Source organism: Nocardioides astragali, assembly GCF_024436375.1.
In the GTDB taxonomy this organism is placed as follows: domain Bacteria; phylum Actinomycetota; class Actinomycetes; order Propionibacteriales; family Nocardioidaceae; genus Nocardioides; species Nocardioides astragali.
On the sequence record NZ_JAFMZM010000001.1, the window covers coordinates 122,629 to 137,445 of the forward strand.

General features: G+C 70.1%; 17 protein-coding genes and 1 tRNA gene. 10 read left to right on the plus strand and 8 right to left on the minus strand.

The features are described from left to right. Positions 1-96: 96 nt before the first annotated feature. The 6 genes from J3P44_RS00640 to J3P44_RS00665 form a co-directional block, all read right to left on the minus strand. Positions 97-702, minus strand: a complete 606-nt coding sequence (locus J3P44_RS00640; RefSeq protein WP_255888297.1) for an energy-coupling factor transporter transmembrane component T family protein — start codon at positions 700-702, stop codon at positions 97-99. Continuing rightward, on the minus strand, positions 699-1,382 hold the full coding sequence (locus J3P44_RS00645) for an energy-coupling factor ABC transporter ATP-binding protein (RefSeq protein ID WP_308212203.1): 684 nt from the start codon (positions 1,380-1,382) through the stop codon (positions 699-701). The genes J3P44_RS00640 and J3P44_RS00645 overlap by 4 nt, the downstream gene beginning before the upstream one ends. Further along, positions 1,376-2,512, minus strand: coding sequence for a thiolase family protein (locus J3P44_RS00650; RefSeq protein WP_255888298.1), 1,137 nt, complete (start codon positions 2,510-2,512; stop codon positions 1,376-1,378). The genes J3P44_RS00645 and J3P44_RS00650 overlap by 7 nt, the downstream gene beginning before the upstream one ends. Beyond that, complete coding sequence (locus tag J3P44_RS00655; protein WP_255888299.1) at positions 2,509-3,510, minus strand: AMP-binding enzyme; 1,002 nt, start codon at positions 3,508-3,510, stop codon at positions 2,509-2,511. The genes J3P44_RS00650 and J3P44_RS00655 overlap by 4 nt, the downstream gene beginning before the upstream one ends. Continuing rightward, the gene (locus J3P44_RS00660) at positions 3,497-4,105 is read right to left on the minus strand and encodes a biotin transporter BioY (RefSeq protein ID WP_255888300.1); all 609 of its coding nucleotides are present in this window, start codon (positions 4,103-4,105) and stop codon (positions 3,497-3,499) included. The genes J3P44_RS00655 and J3P44_RS00660 overlap by 14 nt, the downstream gene beginning before the upstream one ends. Before the next feature lie 150 nt (positions 4,106-4,255). Continuing rightward, entirely contained in the window at positions 4,256-5,107 is an 852-nt protein-coding gene (locus J3P44_RS00665) for an alpha/beta hydrolase family protein (RefSeq protein ID WP_255888301.1), read from the minus strand. Between the two features lie 51 nt (positions 5,108-5,158). Between J3P44_RS00665 and J3P44_RS00670 the strand changes: the two genes are divergently transcribed. Beyond that, complete coding sequence (locus J3P44_RS00670) at positions 5,159-5,722, plus strand: TetR/AcrR family transcriptional regulator (RefSeq protein WP_255888302.1); 564 nt, start codon at positions 5,159-5,161, stop codon at positions 5,720-5,722. 90 nt (positions 5,723-5,812) lie between these two features. On the opposite strand, the gene J3P44_RS00675 is transcribed toward J3P44_RS00670, so the two are convergent. Next, positions 5,813-5,885: transfer RNA gene (locus J3P44_RS00675), tRNA-Lys, on the minus strand. Between the two features lie 66 nt (positions 5,886-5,951). On the opposite strand from J3P44_RS00675, the gene J3P44_RS00680 reads away from it, so the two are divergent. The 3 genes from J3P44_RS00680 to J3P44_RS00690 all read left to right on the plus strand — a co-directional run bounded on the left by J3P44_RS00680 (position 5,952) and on the right by J3P44_RS00690 (position 7,513). Then, positions 5,952-6,701: a copper homeostasis protein CutC gene (locus tag J3P44_RS00680; protein WP_255888303.1), complete on the plus strand. Its 750-nt coding sequence runs from the start codon at positions 5,952-5,954 to the stop codon at positions 6,699-6,701. Positions 6,702-6,955: 254 nt separating this feature from the next. Next, positions 6,956-7,159, plus strand: coding sequence for a cold-shock protein (locus tag J3P44_RS00685; protein ID WP_056598399.1), 204 nt, complete (start codon positions 6,956-6,958; stop codon positions 7,157-7,159). A 189-nt stretch (positions 7,160-7,348) separates the two neighbouring features. Next, positions 7,349-7,513: a hypothetical protein gene (locus J3P44_RS00690; RefSeq protein ID WP_255888304.1), complete on the plus strand. Its 165-nt coding sequence runs from the start codon at positions 7,349-7,351 to the stop codon at positions 7,511-7,513. 47 nt (positions 7,514-7,560) lie between these two features. Here J3P44_RS00690 and J3P44_RS00695 read toward each other — a convergent pair whose 3' ends face one another. Next, positions 7,561-8,610, minus strand: coding sequence for a hypothetical protein (locus J3P44_RS00695; RefSeq protein ID WP_255888305.1), 1,050 nt, complete (start codon positions 8,608-8,610; stop codon positions 7,561-7,563). Between the two features lie 44 nt (positions 8,611-8,654). Between J3P44_RS00695 and J3P44_RS00700 the strand changes: the two genes are divergently transcribed. From J3P44_RS00700 to J3P44_RS00725, 6 genes are all read left to right on the plus strand, one after another. Then, the gene (locus J3P44_RS00700; protein ID WP_255888306.1) at positions 8,655-9,512 is read left to right on the plus strand and encodes an NUDIX hydrolase; all 858 of its coding nucleotides are present in this window, start codon (positions 8,655-8,657) and stop codon (positions 9,510-9,512) included. Positions 9,513-9,713: 201 nt separating this feature from the next. Continuing rightward, on the plus strand, positions 9,714-10,676 hold the full coding sequence (locus J3P44_RS00705; protein WP_255888307.1) for a PstS family phosphate ABC transporter substrate-binding protein: 963 nt from the start codon (positions 9,714-9,716) through the stop codon (positions 10,674-10,676). 22 nt (positions 10,677-10,698) lie between these two features. Further along, entirely contained in the window at positions 10,699-11,640 is a 942-nt protein-coding gene (pstC, locus tag J3P44_RS00710) for a phosphate ABC transporter permease subunit PstC (RefSeq protein ID WP_255888308.1), read from the plus strand. Beyond that, on the plus strand, positions 11,640-12,545 hold the full coding sequence (gene pstA / locus J3P44_RS00715; protein ID WP_255888309.1) for a phosphate ABC transporter permease PstA: 906 nt from the start codon (positions 11,640-11,642) through the stop codon (positions 12,543-12,545). The genes pstC and pstA overlap by 1 nt, the downstream gene beginning before the upstream one ends. 119 nt (positions 12,546-12,664) lie before the next feature. Continuing rightward, on the plus strand, positions 12,665-13,435 hold the full coding sequence (gene pstB / locus J3P44_RS00720; RefSeq protein ID WP_255889146.1) for a phosphate ABC transporter ATP-binding protein PstB: 771 nt from the start codon (positions 12,665-12,667) through the stop codon (positions 13,433-13,435). 597 nt (positions 13,436-14,032) lie between these two features. Continuing rightward, positions 14,033-14,791 carry a hypothetical protein gene (locus tag J3P44_RS00725; RefSeq protein WP_255888310.1) on the plus strand — a complete coding sequence of 253 codons (759 nt, stop codon included), beginning with the start codon at positions 14,033-14,035 and terminating at the stop codon, positions 14,789-14,791. Positions 14,792-14,817: the final 26 nt, after the last annotated feature.

Genomic DNA, 14,817 nt, shown 5'->3' on the forward strand with positions numbered 1-14,817 from the left:
TGCCGTCGCGAATGAGACGCCGCCGGCGTCGTCCTGGTTGTCGGTCGCCGGCGGAGCGCACCCCGAAGGGTGGTCCCACGTCGGCGACCGTCCCGCTCAGTCGTCGAACCCACGGGCCGCGAGCGCATCGCCTAGGTCGTCGGCGCGGTGCAGGGCCCGCACCAGCAGCGGTACGACGAAGGCGCGGGGACTGAGCTCCAGACCCCTGGCCCGCTGGGCGTCACGCACCTCTCCGGCCAGGTCCGCCATCAGCGGCACGCATCGGATGGCGAGGTTGAGCGCCAGGCCCACCCGCAGCGGGTCGACGCCGATGAAACGGAGCGGTCGGCAGAGGGCGACGACCACGTCGATCAGGTCCGTCGTGCGGGTGGTCAGGGTGACCACGTTGGCCACGAGGACCAGGGCGAGGATGACTCCGACGAGGACGACCGTGCGGCCCCAGCCGATGAACACGACCTGGAAGACGGCAAGGGGGACGAGCACCCACGCCAGTGGCCGCACCATGTCGACGAGGACTCGCACCGGCACGCGGGCGAGGGGGTAGAGCGCCAGACCCGATGCGACGAACGCGGCAGTCTGCGCCGGCGTGTCGACGAGGACCGAGCCGGCGCCGGCGACGGCCAGCCCGGTCAGCTTCGCGGTCGCGGGCAGCCGGTGCAGCGGCGACGTACCGGCGCGGTAGAGCCCTAGTGCGCCGTTCACGCCATCAGCTCCCGGTAGATCTTCACCGACTCCTCCGGCGAGCCGTCGTGCACCAGCCGAGTCCGGTCGAACACCAGGACGCGGTCGAAGTCGGCCACCATCTCGAGGTGGTGGGTCACGAGGACGACCTGCTGGGGAAGGCCGGCCACGGTCTCGGCCACCATCCGGCTGTTTCGGAGGTCGAGCAGTGTGGTCGGCTCGTCCATGACGAGCAGCTCCGGCTCGGTGGCGAGGACGGAGGCCAGCGCCAGCAGTTGCTTCTGACCTCCCGAGAGCCGGTGCGCCGCATGGTCGGCATGCGCGTCCAGGCCATAGGCACGGAGCACCTCGTCGACGCGAGCAGCGGACTCGGCCTTGGGCAGACCGCGTCGGCGCAGGCCGAAGGCGACGTCCTCGGCCACGGTGGGCATCACGATCTGGGAGTCCGGATCGGTGAAGCAGAAGCCCACCTTCCTGCGCACCTCGCGGCCGTCGCGCGCGGTGTCCCACTCGCCCACACGGACCTTCCCACGAGAGGGGACGACCAGGCCGTTGAGCAGCCGTGCGAAGGTCGACTTGCCTGACCCGTTAGCGCCGATGACCCCGATGCGGTGCTCGTCGAGACGGACGTCGACGTCGGTCAGCGCCGGGTCTTCCCGGCCGGCGTAGACGTGGGAGACGCCGCTGATGTCGATCAGCACGACTCCACCACCATCGCCACACCCTGGCCGCCTCCCGCGGCGATCGCGGCCAGGCCGACCGCGCCCTCGCCACGCGCGAGCAGCTGGGAGAAGAGCCTCACCACGAGGACGGCGCCCGACGCTCCCCAGGGGTGCCCCAGGGCCAGCGCGCCGCCCTGCGTGCACACGCGGTCGGGGTCGAGTCCCAGCTCGTCGCAGCACGCGAGCACCTGCCCGGCGAAGGCTTCGTTCAGCTCGATGGCGTCGAGCTGTTCCAGGGACGTCCCCGCTCGCTCGAGCGCGAGTCGTACGGCGGGGACCAACCCCCGCCCCGGGCGAGACGCGGCGACGCCGGTGGTGGCACTCGCCAGGACGCGCAGACCGGGGACGTCCAACCGGCGGTGCACCTCGGCGCTGACGACGGCCACGGCGGCGGCTCCGTCGCTGACGCCGCACGCGTTGCCCGCGGTCACGGTCCCGTCGGGCCGGAAGGCCGCGGGCAGTCGCGAGAGTCGTGCCGGCGTGAGGCCGGCACGTGGTCGCTCGTCCCGCGAGACGTCTCCCACCGGGACGATCTCCTGGTCGAGCAGGCCCGCCTCCCTGGCGGACGAGGCCAGCCAGTGGGAGCGGGCGGCGTACGCGTCCTGGCGCTCGCGAGTCACCCCTGCCTCCTCGGCCAGCAGGTCGTTGGCCAGGCCCATGTCGAGGTCCTCGGGGGCCGGAGCGAAGGGCGCGCGCTCGTACCTCACCGGTTCACCGCCCGCCTCAGGGGGCCAGAACCTCCACGGCGCCGTGCTCGCGGACTCGGCGCCGCCGGCCAGGACGACCCCCGCCCGGTTGCGTACGAGCTGGGCGGCGAGGTCGATCGCGGCGAGCCCGCTCGCGCACTGGCGGTCGACGGTGAGTGCCGGGGTCGAGGGCGGGAGTCCGGCAGCAAGAGCGGACACGCGGGCGACGTTGCCCCCTGGGCCCATGCAGTTGCCGAGCAGCACCTCGTCCACGTCGGCCGCGGCCACGCCGGCGCGGAGCAGCAGCGAGGCGAGGACGGGCGCGGCCAGCTGGTCCACCGTGACGTCCTTCAGCGCGTGCCCGGCAGTGCCGATCGGGGTGCGCGCGGCGGCGACGATCACGGGTGCAGCGTCGGCTCTCATGGGTCCACACCCTCCTGCGCCACCACCCGCACGATGGCTGCCTTGTCCACCTTGCCGCTGCCCGTCAGCGGCAAGGAACGGAGGTGGAACCAACGCCTCGGCCGCTGCTGGGGAGCCAGGACGCGTCGGCTGACCTCCTGGAGACGGGCCACGTCGTCCGGGTCCGTGACTACGGCGGCGACGACCTGTCCCAGATCCGGGTGCGGGACGCCGACCACCGTCACGTCGCCCGACGCCTCCTGACGCAGGGCGTGCTCGATGTCGGCCTCCAGAACCGTGGCTCCCGCAGTCGTGACACCACCGGAGCGCCCGAAGACCGTGACGCGACCGCCTTCGTCAGGCTGTACGTCCCCCCGGTCCCCGACGGTCAGCCAACCCTCCGCGTCGCGACGGAGCACGTGCCGCGGCTCGGCGTACCCCTCGCACACGTAGGGCGAGCGGACCCACAGCTCGCCGTCGCGGGCTGCCACCTCGACACCCGGGAACGGTCGCAGCGACCCCGCGTGCTCTCCCCAGGCCACGAAGGAGAGCTCGGCGGCGCCGTAGTAGTGGCTCACCCGTGCACCCGTGCTCACGGCGGTGTCGCGCAGCGAGCTCGACAGACGGTCGCCGGCGACCACGAGATGGAGTCCGGAGAGGGCTGCCGGGTCGTCGGAGAGCTGACGGCGCAGCAGCCAGGGCGTCAGGTGCGCGTGCGTGGCGTGCGACGGCTCGGCCACCACCTCCGCCCCAGTCCAGGACGCGTGGGCCGCGGCGAAGAGGTTCATCGAGGCAGTCAGGGGGCCTGGCACCCACACCCTGCTGGCATCCGTCATCTCGAGCAGGGTGGAGACGTGGGGGTAGGACGCGGTCCACGAGCGGCTGGTCCGCAGGACGGTCCGCGCCTGTCCGCCCGTCCCGGACGTGCGGAACGCCAGCAGGTCGCCCGGCGCCGCGGCGTTGAGGACCGTCAGCGGGTCGGGCGCCGCCAGGACGTCGATGAACTCAGACGCTGGCATCGGCCGCGGAACGAGGTGACGTGCCACGACGCTCGGGAAGCAGACCGGGGTAGGCGGCGTGCACCCCTTGGGCCACGAGGGCGCAGACGACGGCCTTGACCACGTCCCCGGGCACGAACACCAGGTCCGCGGCGATCGCGTCCCTGACGCTGAGGTCGGCCCGGAGCACCAGACCGATGATGCCCAACGCGTGCAGGACGACCACTCCGCCGACCACGCTCGCCACGATGCCCCAGACGAGGCGGTAGGGAGCCCCGAAGGCGTACGTCAACGCGCCGACGGCGTAGGCGGCGACGGGGAACCCCACCAGGTAGCCGACGGACGGCCCCGCGAAGACACCCAGCCCACCCCGACCGCCCGCCAGGAGCGGCAGGCCGATCGCCACCAGGGCGAGGAACACGACCAACGCCAGGGCGCCACGCCGCGGACCGAGGATCGCGCCGGCGAGCATGACACCCAACGACTGGGCGGTGATCGGCACTGCTCCGCCGAACGCGTTGATCGCCGGGAAGACGCCCAGTGCCGCGACCACCCCCGCGAAGATCGCGACGAGGGGGATGTCGCGTCGGGTGTGGGCCTCGGGGTGTGTGGTCATGGTGGAACCTCGCGGATCGGTGAGCGGGGGCTCAGGAGCGGGAGAACTGAACGGCGTTCAGGTGAACGGTGTTCAGGCTAGCCGAGGCATCGGATGTGCGTCGACGGGGTCCCACTCGTCGGCCGGCCCACGTCGGGGCGCGGATCCCGGTCAGCCCGCAAGCCAGGGCTCCACGAGCTCGTCCCACAGGTCGGCGTTCTGCGCGCGGAAGAACCCGTGATGGCCCATCCGGCGGCCGTCGAGCTGCTCGGGGCTGAACCGCTGGCGGATCATTTCGGCGTTGGTGTACCAGTCGTGGAGGTGCTTGGTGCTCTCCGCGCTCATCAGCTCGTCGTCCGTGAACGACAGCGACATCATCGGCGCCTTCACCTCCGCGAAGAGTGACGGCGCCTCGGGGTGGTCGACCTGGAGGTACTCCGGGTGCAGGCACCAGCGCGCCCACTGCCGCATCGCGTTGCCGGGCAGGTCGCCGAGGATCCTGAGGCGTCCGCCCGGGTAGTAGCCAGCGAGGCGTATCGCGACCGGCGCGACGACGGACCAGAGCACCGGCGCGATCCACCGCACGCCGGGCTGGTTGCGCCGCCAGTGACCGTCGCCAGCCGCAACGGTGATGACGGACGCGAGCCGGGTGTGGTCGATGAACGGGACCAGCTGTCCGCCCAGGCTGTGCCCCACCAGGGTCACGGGCAGGTCGTCCGCGTCGTCGGCGACTGCGTCGAGGATCGCGCGTACGTCGCCGAACCAGCGATCCACATCGGCGGTCTCGACCTTCATCTCAGCCCTCGTCCGCATGCCGCGGTAGTCGAAGGTCACTGCGCGCCAGCCGCGTTCCGCGAGGTGCGTGGCGAAGGGGGTGTAGAAGGACGAGCGAGTCGCCATGGCCGGTACGACGAGCACGACTCCGCGCGGCTTGCCGTCCGGATCGAACGTGGTGACCGGTTGCTCGCGACCATCGTCCGCGATGACGGCTTGCCGGGGACTATGACGAGTGTAATAGTTCATGGCGGGGGAGCCTATGACGAGTGTCATAGGCGAGGCAATAGGATGACCCCTGTGGCAGGCGACACCCGGACCCGGATGATCCGCGGCGCCGCGCGGATGATCGGCACCCGCGGCGTCGGCGCGATGAGCCTGCGCGACCTCGCCAGGGAAGCAGGGGTGCCGATCGGATCGACGTACCACCACTTCCCGGGAGGTCGGCAGCAACTGATCGAGGAGGCGATCCGCGCCACCGGCGCCGCCGTCACACGACGGCTAGAGGTCGGCCGCGAGCGGGGCCCCGTCGCCGCGCTGGACGCCTTCGGCGACGAGTGGCGCACGCTGCTCGAGGACAGCGAGTTCGTCACCGGGTGCCCGGTCTTCGCGGTGGCGACCGTCGACGACGAGGCCCTACGCAACGTCGCGACCGAGATCCTGGAGTCGTGGCAGACGAGCCTGGCCGAGGTCCTCGCGGACGCCGGCCTCGACCCCGAGCGCGCACCCCGGCTCGCGCTGTTCATCGTCGCCGCGATCGAGGGCTCGATCGCGCTCTGCCAGTCCGCGAAGTCGATCGCCCCGCTGCGGGACACGATGGAGGAGCTTCATCACCTGGTCGACGGCGCCCTGGGAATCCAGTAGCCCCGGCGGTGAGTGGGCCGCCCAGTGCGGAGTGACACCACTCAACCGGCGCAGCTGTCACCCCTCAGGCGAAGCAGTACAAGGTTTCGGTAGGCCTCCAGGGGCTCGAACCCTGAACCAACGGATTAAAAGTCCGCTGCTCTACCAATTGAGCTAGAGGCCCGGGACGGGAAGTCGCGGCACGAGGCTCCCGCGTCCAGGCGGGAAGTATCCCGCATATCGTGGCCCCATGAACGGCACCCCGTCTGCGAGGACGCTCGTCGAGATCTGCCTCGAGGACGTCGGCGGCGCGCGAGCGGCCGCCGAGGGCGGTGCCGACGCGCTCGAGGTGTGTGCCGGGCTCGCCGAGGGCGGGACGACACCGACCCTGGGCTTCGTGCTCCATTGCGTGGAGGAGGCGCCGGATCTCGAGGTCCGGGTGCTGGTGCGGGCCCGCGGTGGTGACTTCGTCCACTCCCCGCAGGAGGTCGACGTGATGGCCGCCGACATCGAGGCGGTCCGGGCCACGGTGCCGCCGACGGCGCCGGTCGGCTTCGTCATCGGCACGCTCGCGGCGGACGGCAGCGTCGACGTCGACGCCGCACGACGACTCGTGGCGGCGTGCGGCGACGCGCCCGTCAGCTTCCACAAGGCCTTCGACTCCGTGCCGGACAAGCGATCCGCACTTGGCCTGCTGGCCGACCTCGGGGTCACCCGGGTGCTGACCTCCGGCGGCGACGGTCCGGCCGTCGACCACCTGCCGCTGCTGGCCGACCTGGTGCGGCGAGGTGGCGAGGACGTACGCATCGCGGTGGGCGGCGGCGTCCGCACTCACAACGTGGCCCGCATCGTGGCGGAGACCGGTGCGCGCGAGGTGCACCTCCGCGCGTTGGGGCGCGTGCCGTCCTCGGGGGCTGTCCGCGCGGTCGGCTACGACCACGGAGACAGGAGCGTGACCAGCGCAGCCGTGGTCGCGGAGGTCGTCGAGGCACTGCGGTGAGGCGACTCGGGTGGCCCGTTGGGGAAGAGTTCATCCCCGCTTGGGGCGCGGACGGTGACGTCAGGCGATTTGTTGGTAAGGTTCGTGGTGCAACAGGTGCAAGTTCCAGCAGGTCGACGCCCGCGGAGTTTGTGATCCAACGGCGTTTCTTCTTCGGGCCCTCCAGCTTGTGAGTCGGAGCGACGTGTCACCGCACTTGGTGCGGAGTCGTCGAAGTGACGGCTTCTCGTTCCGATAACAGGAGTACCGAGCACATGGCTCAAGGCACCGTGAAGTGGTTCAACGCCGAGAAGGGTTTCGGCTTCATTGCGCAGGAGGACGGCGGCGACGACGTCTTCGTGCACTACTCGGCCATCCAGTCCAACGGCTACAAGTCGCTGGATGAGAACCAGAAGGTCGAGTTCGACGTCACCCAGGGCCCGAAGGGCCCGCAGGCGGAGAACGTCCGTCCGCTCTGATCTGCTGACGCTGGACCTGTTCGTCCAGATCTGATCAAGGATCCGGCCCCACTCCCTCCGCGGGGGTGGGGCCAGATTCTGTTGCGGGGCAGACTAGTGACACGAATGGGTCATTTCCTCGGCCGTGGTCGTCGGGGACACTTGGACCAAGCACCTACAGTCGGATGATCCACGCGGGAGGAGGGTGACGTGCACGACCAGTTCGACGTGACCCTCGAGGACGGCGACCTCCTCGGTGAGGTCGAGCTCACCACGACCCTGATCATCGCCGCGAGCGAGTCCGAGGACCACCTGTCCCAGGAGGAGATCGACCGGCTGCTGGGGGTCGTCCCCAAGCCGCGCGAGGAGTCCTGACCCGCTCGTCCGATCGAGGGGGCCGATCCAGAGGTTGCCGCCTGCGCTCAGCAGGTCGCGAAGAGCACCGGGCCGCTCGTCAGGTCCGAGAGGACGTACTGCCCGTCCTCCGGCCGAAGGTCCAGGATGATCTCGCGTCCGTCCGAGCGCGCGCCCGCCACCGCGAACCGGTCGCCGAAGTCGCCGCCCTGGCCAGGAGCCGGTCCCGTTGCCAGCTGCGCGCGAGCCTCCGCGTCGTCATCCGCGTCGTCCGCGTCCTCGACCTGCATCACTGTCCGGACGTCGCCACCGGCCCGCAGCCCCATCGCGAACCCGGTGAGCGGATGGACCCCGCCGGCCGCTGTCACCAGCTGGTCGGCCTCGGCCTGGGCGTCGTCGTCGGACTGGGACATCGCGAGCCTCTCACAGGCGTACGCGCCGTCGTACACCGCTGCGGCCAGCGGATCGTCCAGCCCGTCCGCGAGGTCGCGGAGAGCGTCGGCAGCGTCGGCGTCCCCGGCGACCACCTCCAGCACCTGCTCGAGGTAGGACGCCTGGTCGGACGCGAGGACGACGTGGCGATCCGCGAGGAGGACGAAGTGCTGGAGCTCAGGGGTGAGCCCGGGTCCGACGCCGGAGAGCACGTCGGGCCCGCCCACCCAGACGCCGTCCGACTCGTCGGGCTCCGTCCAGCCCAGTGCGACCAGGCGGTCGGCGAGGTCGTCGAAGGACAGGTCCTCGTCGACGCCCAGCATCTCGACGGCACCGTCGCCCGCCTGCGCCAGCACCTCCCACGTGAGGGTGGCGGGAGAGAGGCCCAGCTCCTCGTGCATCACCTCGGCCGAGGTGCCGAGGGCAGACATCGCGGACAGGTCCCGGGTGAACGCGTCGGCCATGAAGGCGTCGACGTCCTCTGCCGACGAGCCGTTGTCGACGTCGGCGCCGAGCTCGCGGCGTACGCCCTCCCAGTCGGTCCACGACACCCGGCTCGTCCCGGCCGGCGCCATCGACAGGGCTCGGGACAGCTCCGTCTCAGGCGGGACGAGGCGCCACGCGACCAGTCCGCCGACGACCACGGCGACGAGTGCCACGAGGGCGACGACAGCACGACGCGACACGGACTGGCTCCTCGCGGATCGGTGAGGGGTGTGAGACTACTTCCATGGAGCCTCGCGACGTGCGCGCTGCCGGCGCCGTGGTGACACGCAAGGGTGGCGAGGTGCTGCTCGTGCACCGTCCCAAGTACGACGACTGGTCCTTCCCCAAGGGCAAGCTCGACCCCGGCGAGCACCCGGTCACCGCCGCGGTCCGCGAGGTGGCCGAGGAGACCGGCCTCGACGTACGGCTCGGTCCGGCGCTGGCGCCGCAGCGCTACCGGATGTCGACCGGCCGCTGGAAGTGGGTCGACTACTGGACCGCGAAGGTGGTCGGCAGCGACGACGTCACCGGCTACGTGCCCAACGACGAGATCGATGCGGTCGAGTGGGTGGAGTGGTCGGCCGCCACCCACCGCCTGACCTACGAGCACGACCGCGAGACCCTGGCGGAGGCGCGGCCGCTGCGACGCAAGACCCGGGCCCTCGTCGTGCTGCGCCACGCCAAGGCCCGATCGCGTGACGCGTGGCGCAAGGACGACCGGGAGCGCCCGCTGATCCGGCTCGGACAGGCGCAGTCGCAGCGCCTCGTGCCCCTGCTCGCGGCCTTCGACGTCACCTCGGTCCACACCTCCTCCAGCGTTCGCTGCGTGCAGACGGTGGCGCCGTACGTCGACACGACGGGCTGGCCGGCCAAGCTCTACGACGAGCTGAGCGAGGAGGACGCCACTGTCGAGGGCGTCGTCGATCTCGTCGACACGCTCCTCGAGGCCGGCGAGAGCACGGTCGTGTGCACCCACCGGCCAGTGCTGCCGACGGTGCTGGACGCGTTGCAGGTGCCCGAGGTGAAGCTGGAGCCGGGCGGGATGCTGGTGGTCCACCACCGCAAGGGCCGGGTCGTCGCTGCGGAGGTCCTGGAGCCGTGACCGGCCCCTTGTAGGACTGGTCCGGCCGGCGCGTCAAGCGTCGCCGCCCGAGTTCATGTGATCGTCGTCTCACGCCCCAGTGCTCGACGACAACCGGCCCGGTCGAGTTCACCACCCGTTCACCGACGGCGCCGTACTCGTTCTCCTGCCGTGCCTACCTTCCCTGATGTCAGCACACATCAGACTTTCAGGAGTTACGCAGTGAAGCGCACTTCGAACCGCTGGGCGATCGCGTCCTGCACGGCCGTCCTGGCCCTCACCCTCGCCGCTTGTGGGGGCGGCGACGCCGGTGCCGACGCCGGGGATGGTGGCTCCGGTGCCAGCGGCACGGTGGCCGTCGACGGGTCCTCCACCGTCGAGCCCATGTCCAAGGCGGCCTCCGAGCTGCTCTCCGAGGAGAACCCCGACGTGCGCGTCACGGTCGGTGCCGCGGGCACCGGTGGCGGCTTCGAGGTCTTCTGCCAGGGCCAGACCGACATCTCCGACGCCTCGCGTCCGATCGAGGAGGACGAGGTCGCCGCGTGCGAGGAGGGCGGTGTCGAGTACACCGAGCTCCAGGTCGCCACCGACGCGCTCACCGTGGCCGTCCACCCCGACCTCGCCGTCGACTGCCTCACCACCGAGCAGCTCGTCGAGCTCTTCGGCCCGCAGTCGAAGGTGACGAACTGGAGCGAGCTCGACCCGAGCTTCCCCGACCAGGAGATCTCCCTCTTCATCCCCGGCACTGACTCCGGCACCTACGACTACATGGCCGCCGACGTCGTCGCGGACGAGTCCGAGGAGCTGCGCAAGGACGTGGAGTCCTCCGAGGACGACAACGTGCTGGTCCAGGGCATCTCCGGCACGGAGGGTGCGGTCGGCTTCTTCGGCTACACCTACTACGAGGAGAACCAGGACTCCCTGAAGGCGCTGGCCATCGATGACGGCAACGGCTGTGTCGAGCCCTCCGCCGAGACCGCCCAGGCCGGGGAGTACACCCCCCTGTCGCGTCCGCTGTTCATCTACGTGAGCAACGCCTCCTACGCCGACAACCCGGCCACCCAGGAGTACGTGGACTTCTACGTCGAGAACCTCGAGACCATCGCCGAGGCCGCGAAGTTCATCCCGCTGAGCGAGGACCTGTACGCCGAGACCCAGTCGGCGCTCGAGGGCCTCTCCTCCTGACCGGGAGCACTACGCCACCCCCATGAGCCACAACAACAATGCCGGCGCAGGCCCGTCCCTCGGGGCGGGCCTGCCCGGTGCTCCCATCAGCCTGGGGCGCAAGCCCCGACCGGTCGAGTCCGCGATCAAGGCCGCCCTCTTCGTCTCGGCGATGCTCTCCGTCGCCATCACGATCGGGATCCTCGTCGCGCTGGTCGAGCCCGTCATCCACTTCTTCGCCGAGGTGCCCGTCGGCGACTTCTTCTCCTTCGACGAGGGCACGCGCTACGCGGTATTCCCCCTGATCACCGCCACGATGGTCACCACCGTCATCGCCCTGGTGGTCGCCGTGCCGCTCGGGCTCGGCGCCGCGATGTACTTGTCCGAGTACGCCTCGCGCCGTGCCCGCAAGTACCTGAAGCCCACCGTCGAGCTGCTGGCCGGCGTGCCCTCCGTCGTCTACGGGTTCTTCGCGGTCATGTTCGTCACCCCGACGCTGCTGCAGGACGTCCTGGGCCTCGGAGTCGGGTTCACGAACGCGCTCGCCGCCGGCCTCGTGCTGGGGGTCATGATCATCCCGACGATCGCCTCACTGGCAGAGGACGCGTTCTCGGCCGTTCCCCAGTCGTTGAGGCAGGGCTCCTTCGCGATGGGCGCCAACCGCATGCAGACGACCCTGCGGGTGGTGCTGCCGGCCGCCCTCTCCGGGGTCGCCGCGGCAATCGTCCTGGGCCTGTCCCGCGCCGTGGGCGAGACCATGATCGTGACGCTCGCGGCGGGGTCGCAGCGCAACCTCAGCCTCAACCCCCTCGAGGGCATGCAGACCATGACCGGGTTCATGGCCACGACAGCCGGTGGGGAGAACCCGGTCGGATCGACCTCGTACAACACGCTGTTCGCCGTGGGCCTGACCCTGTTCGCGATCACCTTCGTGATCAACATGATCAGCATCGCACTCGTCCGTCGTTACAGGCAGGCCTACTGATGAGCGTCGCCACCACCACCGCCCGCGACACCGTCCGCATCGCCACGGGCAAGAGTCGTGAGCGCAGCACGGGGTCGTTGGTGTTCCTCGGACTCCTGTGGTTCTCCTTGTTCTTCGGCGTCATGGTGCTCGTGGTGCTGATCGCGGACACCGCCATCGCCGGCGCGGGGCGCTTCGACCCGGCCCTGGTCACGCGCTACGACTCCACGCTGTTCCCCGAGCGCACCGGCTTCCGCGCCGGCATCCTGGGCAGCCTCTGGCTGATGCTTTTCACGGCGCTGATGGCCGTGCCGCTCGGCATCGCCGCAGCGGTCTACCTCGAGGAGTTCGCCGACTCCCGTCGGTGGTACAACCGCATCATCGAGGTCAACCTGCAGAACCTCGCCGCGGTGCCGTCCATCGTCTACGGCCTGCTCGCCGTTGCGGTGATGGCGCTGATCGGCATCGAACGAAAGGGCATCGTCCTCGGGGGCGCGATCGCGCTCGCCCTGCTCATCCTGCCGGTCATCATCATCACCACGCGTGAGGCCGTGCGAGCCGTGCCGGAGGAGATCCGCCAGGGGTCGTTGGCCCTGGGCGCGACAACCTGGCAGACCACGTGGCGTCAGGTGCTGCCGTCGGCGGTGCCGGGCATCGCCACCGGCACGATCCTCGGTCTCTCCCGAGCGATCGGCGAGGCCGCCCCGCTGCTCATGCTGGGCCTGGCCTCTTCGGTGCGCTTCGACCCCGAAGGCCTGATGAGCCCGATCACGGCGCTCCCGATCCAGATCTACGGGCTCAGCTCCAACTCGCAGGAGGCCTTCCAGGACGCGGCGTCGGCCGCGATCATCGTCCTGCTGGTCATGATCCTCGGCATGAACGCGTTGGCCATCTTCATCCGCAACAAGTTCCAGCGATCCTGGTGAAAGAGACATTCGACATGGCTTCAGCCACTTCCTCCGACACGTTCCCGCAGATGGGCTCGCTCAGCGAGGTCCACATCGACGCCGAGCGCCGGCTGCCGGAGTCCCCGGTCAATCCCGTCATGGAGGCCCGCGACCTCAATGTCTTCTACGGCGACTTCCACGCCGTCCACGACGTCAACCTCTCTTACGGACGCCACGAGATCACCGCGATGATCGGCCCGTCGGGGTGCGGCAAGTCGACCGTGCTGCGCTGCCTCAACCGGATGAACGACCTGGTCACCGGCGCTCGCGTGGAGGGCGAGGTGCTCTACCACGGCCAGGACATCTACCAGAAGGGCGTCGACCCGATCGCGGTGCGCACGCACATCGGCATGGTGTTCCAGAAGCCGAACCCGTTCCCGAAGTCGATCTACGACAACATCGCCTACGGCCCCCGGGTGACGGGCATGAAGGTCGACAACATGGACGACCTGGTCGAGGAGGCGCTGCGCGGCGCGGCGCTGTGGGACGAGGTGAAGGACAAGCTCAAGCAGTCGGCGTACGGACTCTCCGGCGGTCAGCAGCAGCGCCTGTGCATCGCCCGCACGATCGCCACCAAGCCCGACGTCATCTTGATGGACGAGCCGTGCTCGGCGCTCGACCCGATCGCGACGGCACGCGTCGAGGACCTCATGCTCGAGCTGCGCAACCAGTACACGATCATCGTCGTGACGCACAACATGCAGCAGGCGGCGCGGGTCTCCGACCGTACGGCGTTCTTCACCGCGCGCCCCGACGAGACCACGGGCAACCGCACCGGTCTGCTCGTCGAGTTCGACCTCACCTCGACGATCTTCTCCAACCCCCACGACAAGCGGACCGAGGACTACATCTCCGGTCGCTTCGGCTGACGGTTCCGCGCGGCCGGCGGCCGGTGATGGGTGGCTTCGGGATCGGGGGCCTTGGTGACCCGCTCCTTGGTTGGGTATCTAGGGACGTTCTGGTAGGTGGATCGGGGGTTTCGCCGACCAGAACGTCCCTAGATACCCAACGAGCCGGGGTGGATGACCAGGGCATCGTGCGCGGGGCAGGCCACGATTTGTCCACAGGCACCCGGGCGCCTGGGTGCGGGGCCTGCCTGGGGAGTCCCCCGAAGTTCCAGTGGCGCACCCGTGCACGCTGCCCGTGTGCGCGATGGCGAATGGACGTGTGGAGCTTGGCCCCTGCGGGGGATGGGGCCTCGAGAGGGACTCGAGCCGGGGCTGGTCTGGCCGTGCCGGAGGGGTGTCGACGGCGGTCCGACGCCGTGGCAGACCCGCTCAGGTGCGCACCGTCGGACCGGCGGCGGCCTGTGGGTGCCCTCGTACGTCGAGCCGACGCCGGACCAGCGCATCGTCGAGGCTGCCGCACAGCTCCCGGCTCACGGCGGCGTCACCGGATGGGCATCTCTGCGCTGGCAGGGTGCCACGTGGTTCGACGGAACTGACCGAGGACAGCGGCTGCGACCCGTGACGCTGGCCCTCGGCACGCGGCACTCGAAGCGACCCAATCGGACGGTCAGCGTCAGCCAAGAGCTGGTGCCGCCCAGCGAGGTGCGTCGTTGCCGGGGTATCAGGGTCACCAGTGCCTTGTGGAGCGTCGCTTTCGAAATGCGAAAGGCGCACAACGACGTGGATGCGGTCGTGGCGTTCGACATGGCGGCGTACGCCGACCTTGTGTCGGTAGCGGCGCTGGCCGCCTTCATCGATGAGGCGCTCTGGATCCGGCAAGGCGTCCAGCGGGTGCGCGACCTGATGCCGCTCCTGGACGAGAATGCGTGGTCACCGATCGAGTCGCTGATGCGGCTCGCCTGGCAGTCGGGCGGATTTCCCAGAGCGTTGACCAACCATCCCGTCCACGACGCTCACGGCCGGTTCGTCGGTACGCCAGACCTGTTCGACGTGGACGCCGGTGTCTACGGCCTCTACGACGGCGCGTTGCACCTTGCGGGCCAGGTCAGGAGTGGTGACGTGGTCAAGGAGGCGGCCTATCGCTCCTTGGGCCTCGAAGGCGTGACCATGATGGCGGGGGACCTGAGCGACACCGGCCCGTTCTTGCAACGTCTTCGGCAGGCATATGCCCGGGCCGGGAGGCGGCCGGCGGAGGCCAGGGGTTGGCTCGCGGAACCTCCGGCTTGGTGGGTGCCGACGTTCACCGTGACGCAACGGCGGGCGCTGTCGGCGTACGACCGCACAAGGTTGCTGATATCGCTCGGCCTCGTGAGGTGATGCGCTCGCCTCATTCGTCGGTATCT

What these genes read in the sequence shown, in the direction of transcription:
- J3P44_RS00685 (WP_056598399.1), top strand. Translation starts at nt 6,956, where the DNA reads ATGGCTCAAGGCACCGTGAAGTGGTTCAACGCCGAGAAGGGTTTCGGC.
- J3P44_RS00655 (WP_255888299.1), bottom strand. Translation starts at nt 3,510, where the DNA reads ATGCCAGCGTCTGAGTTCATCGACGTCCTGGCGGCGCCCGACCCGCTG.
- J3P44_RS00650 (WP_255888298.1), bottom strand. Translation starts at nt 2,512, where the DNA reads ATGAGAGCCGACGCTGCACCCGTGATCGTCGCCGCCGCGCGCACCCCG.
- J3P44_RS00700 (WP_255888306.1), top strand. Translation starts at nt 8,655, where the DNA reads ATGGAGCCTCGCGACGTGCGCGCTGCCGGCGCCGTGGTGACACGCAAG.
- J3P44_RS00665 (WP_255888301.1), bottom strand. Translation starts at nt 5,107, where the DNA reads ATGAACTATTACACTCGTCATAGTCCCCGGCAAGCCGTCATCGCGGAC.
- J3P44_RS00680 (WP_255888303.1), top strand. Translation starts at nt 5,952, where the DNA reads ATGAACGGCACCCCGTCTGCGAGGACGCTCGTCGAGATCTGCCTCGAG.
- pstB (WP_255889146.1), top strand. Translation starts at nt 12,665, where the DNA reads ATGGAGGCCCGCGACCTCAATGTCTTCTACGGCGACTTCCACGCCGTC.
- J3P44_RS00660 (WP_255888300.1), bottom strand. Translation starts at nt 4,105, where the DNA reads ATGACCACACACCCCGAGGCCCACACCCGACGCGACATCCCCCTCGTC.
- pstA (WP_255888309.1), top strand. Translation starts at nt 11,640, where the DNA reads ATGAGCGTCGCCACCACCACCGCCCGCGACACCGTCCGCATCGCCACG.
- pstC (WP_255888308.1), top strand. Translation starts at nt 10,699, where the DNA reads ATGAGCCACAACAACAATGCCGGCGCAGGCCCGTCCCTCGGGGCGGGC.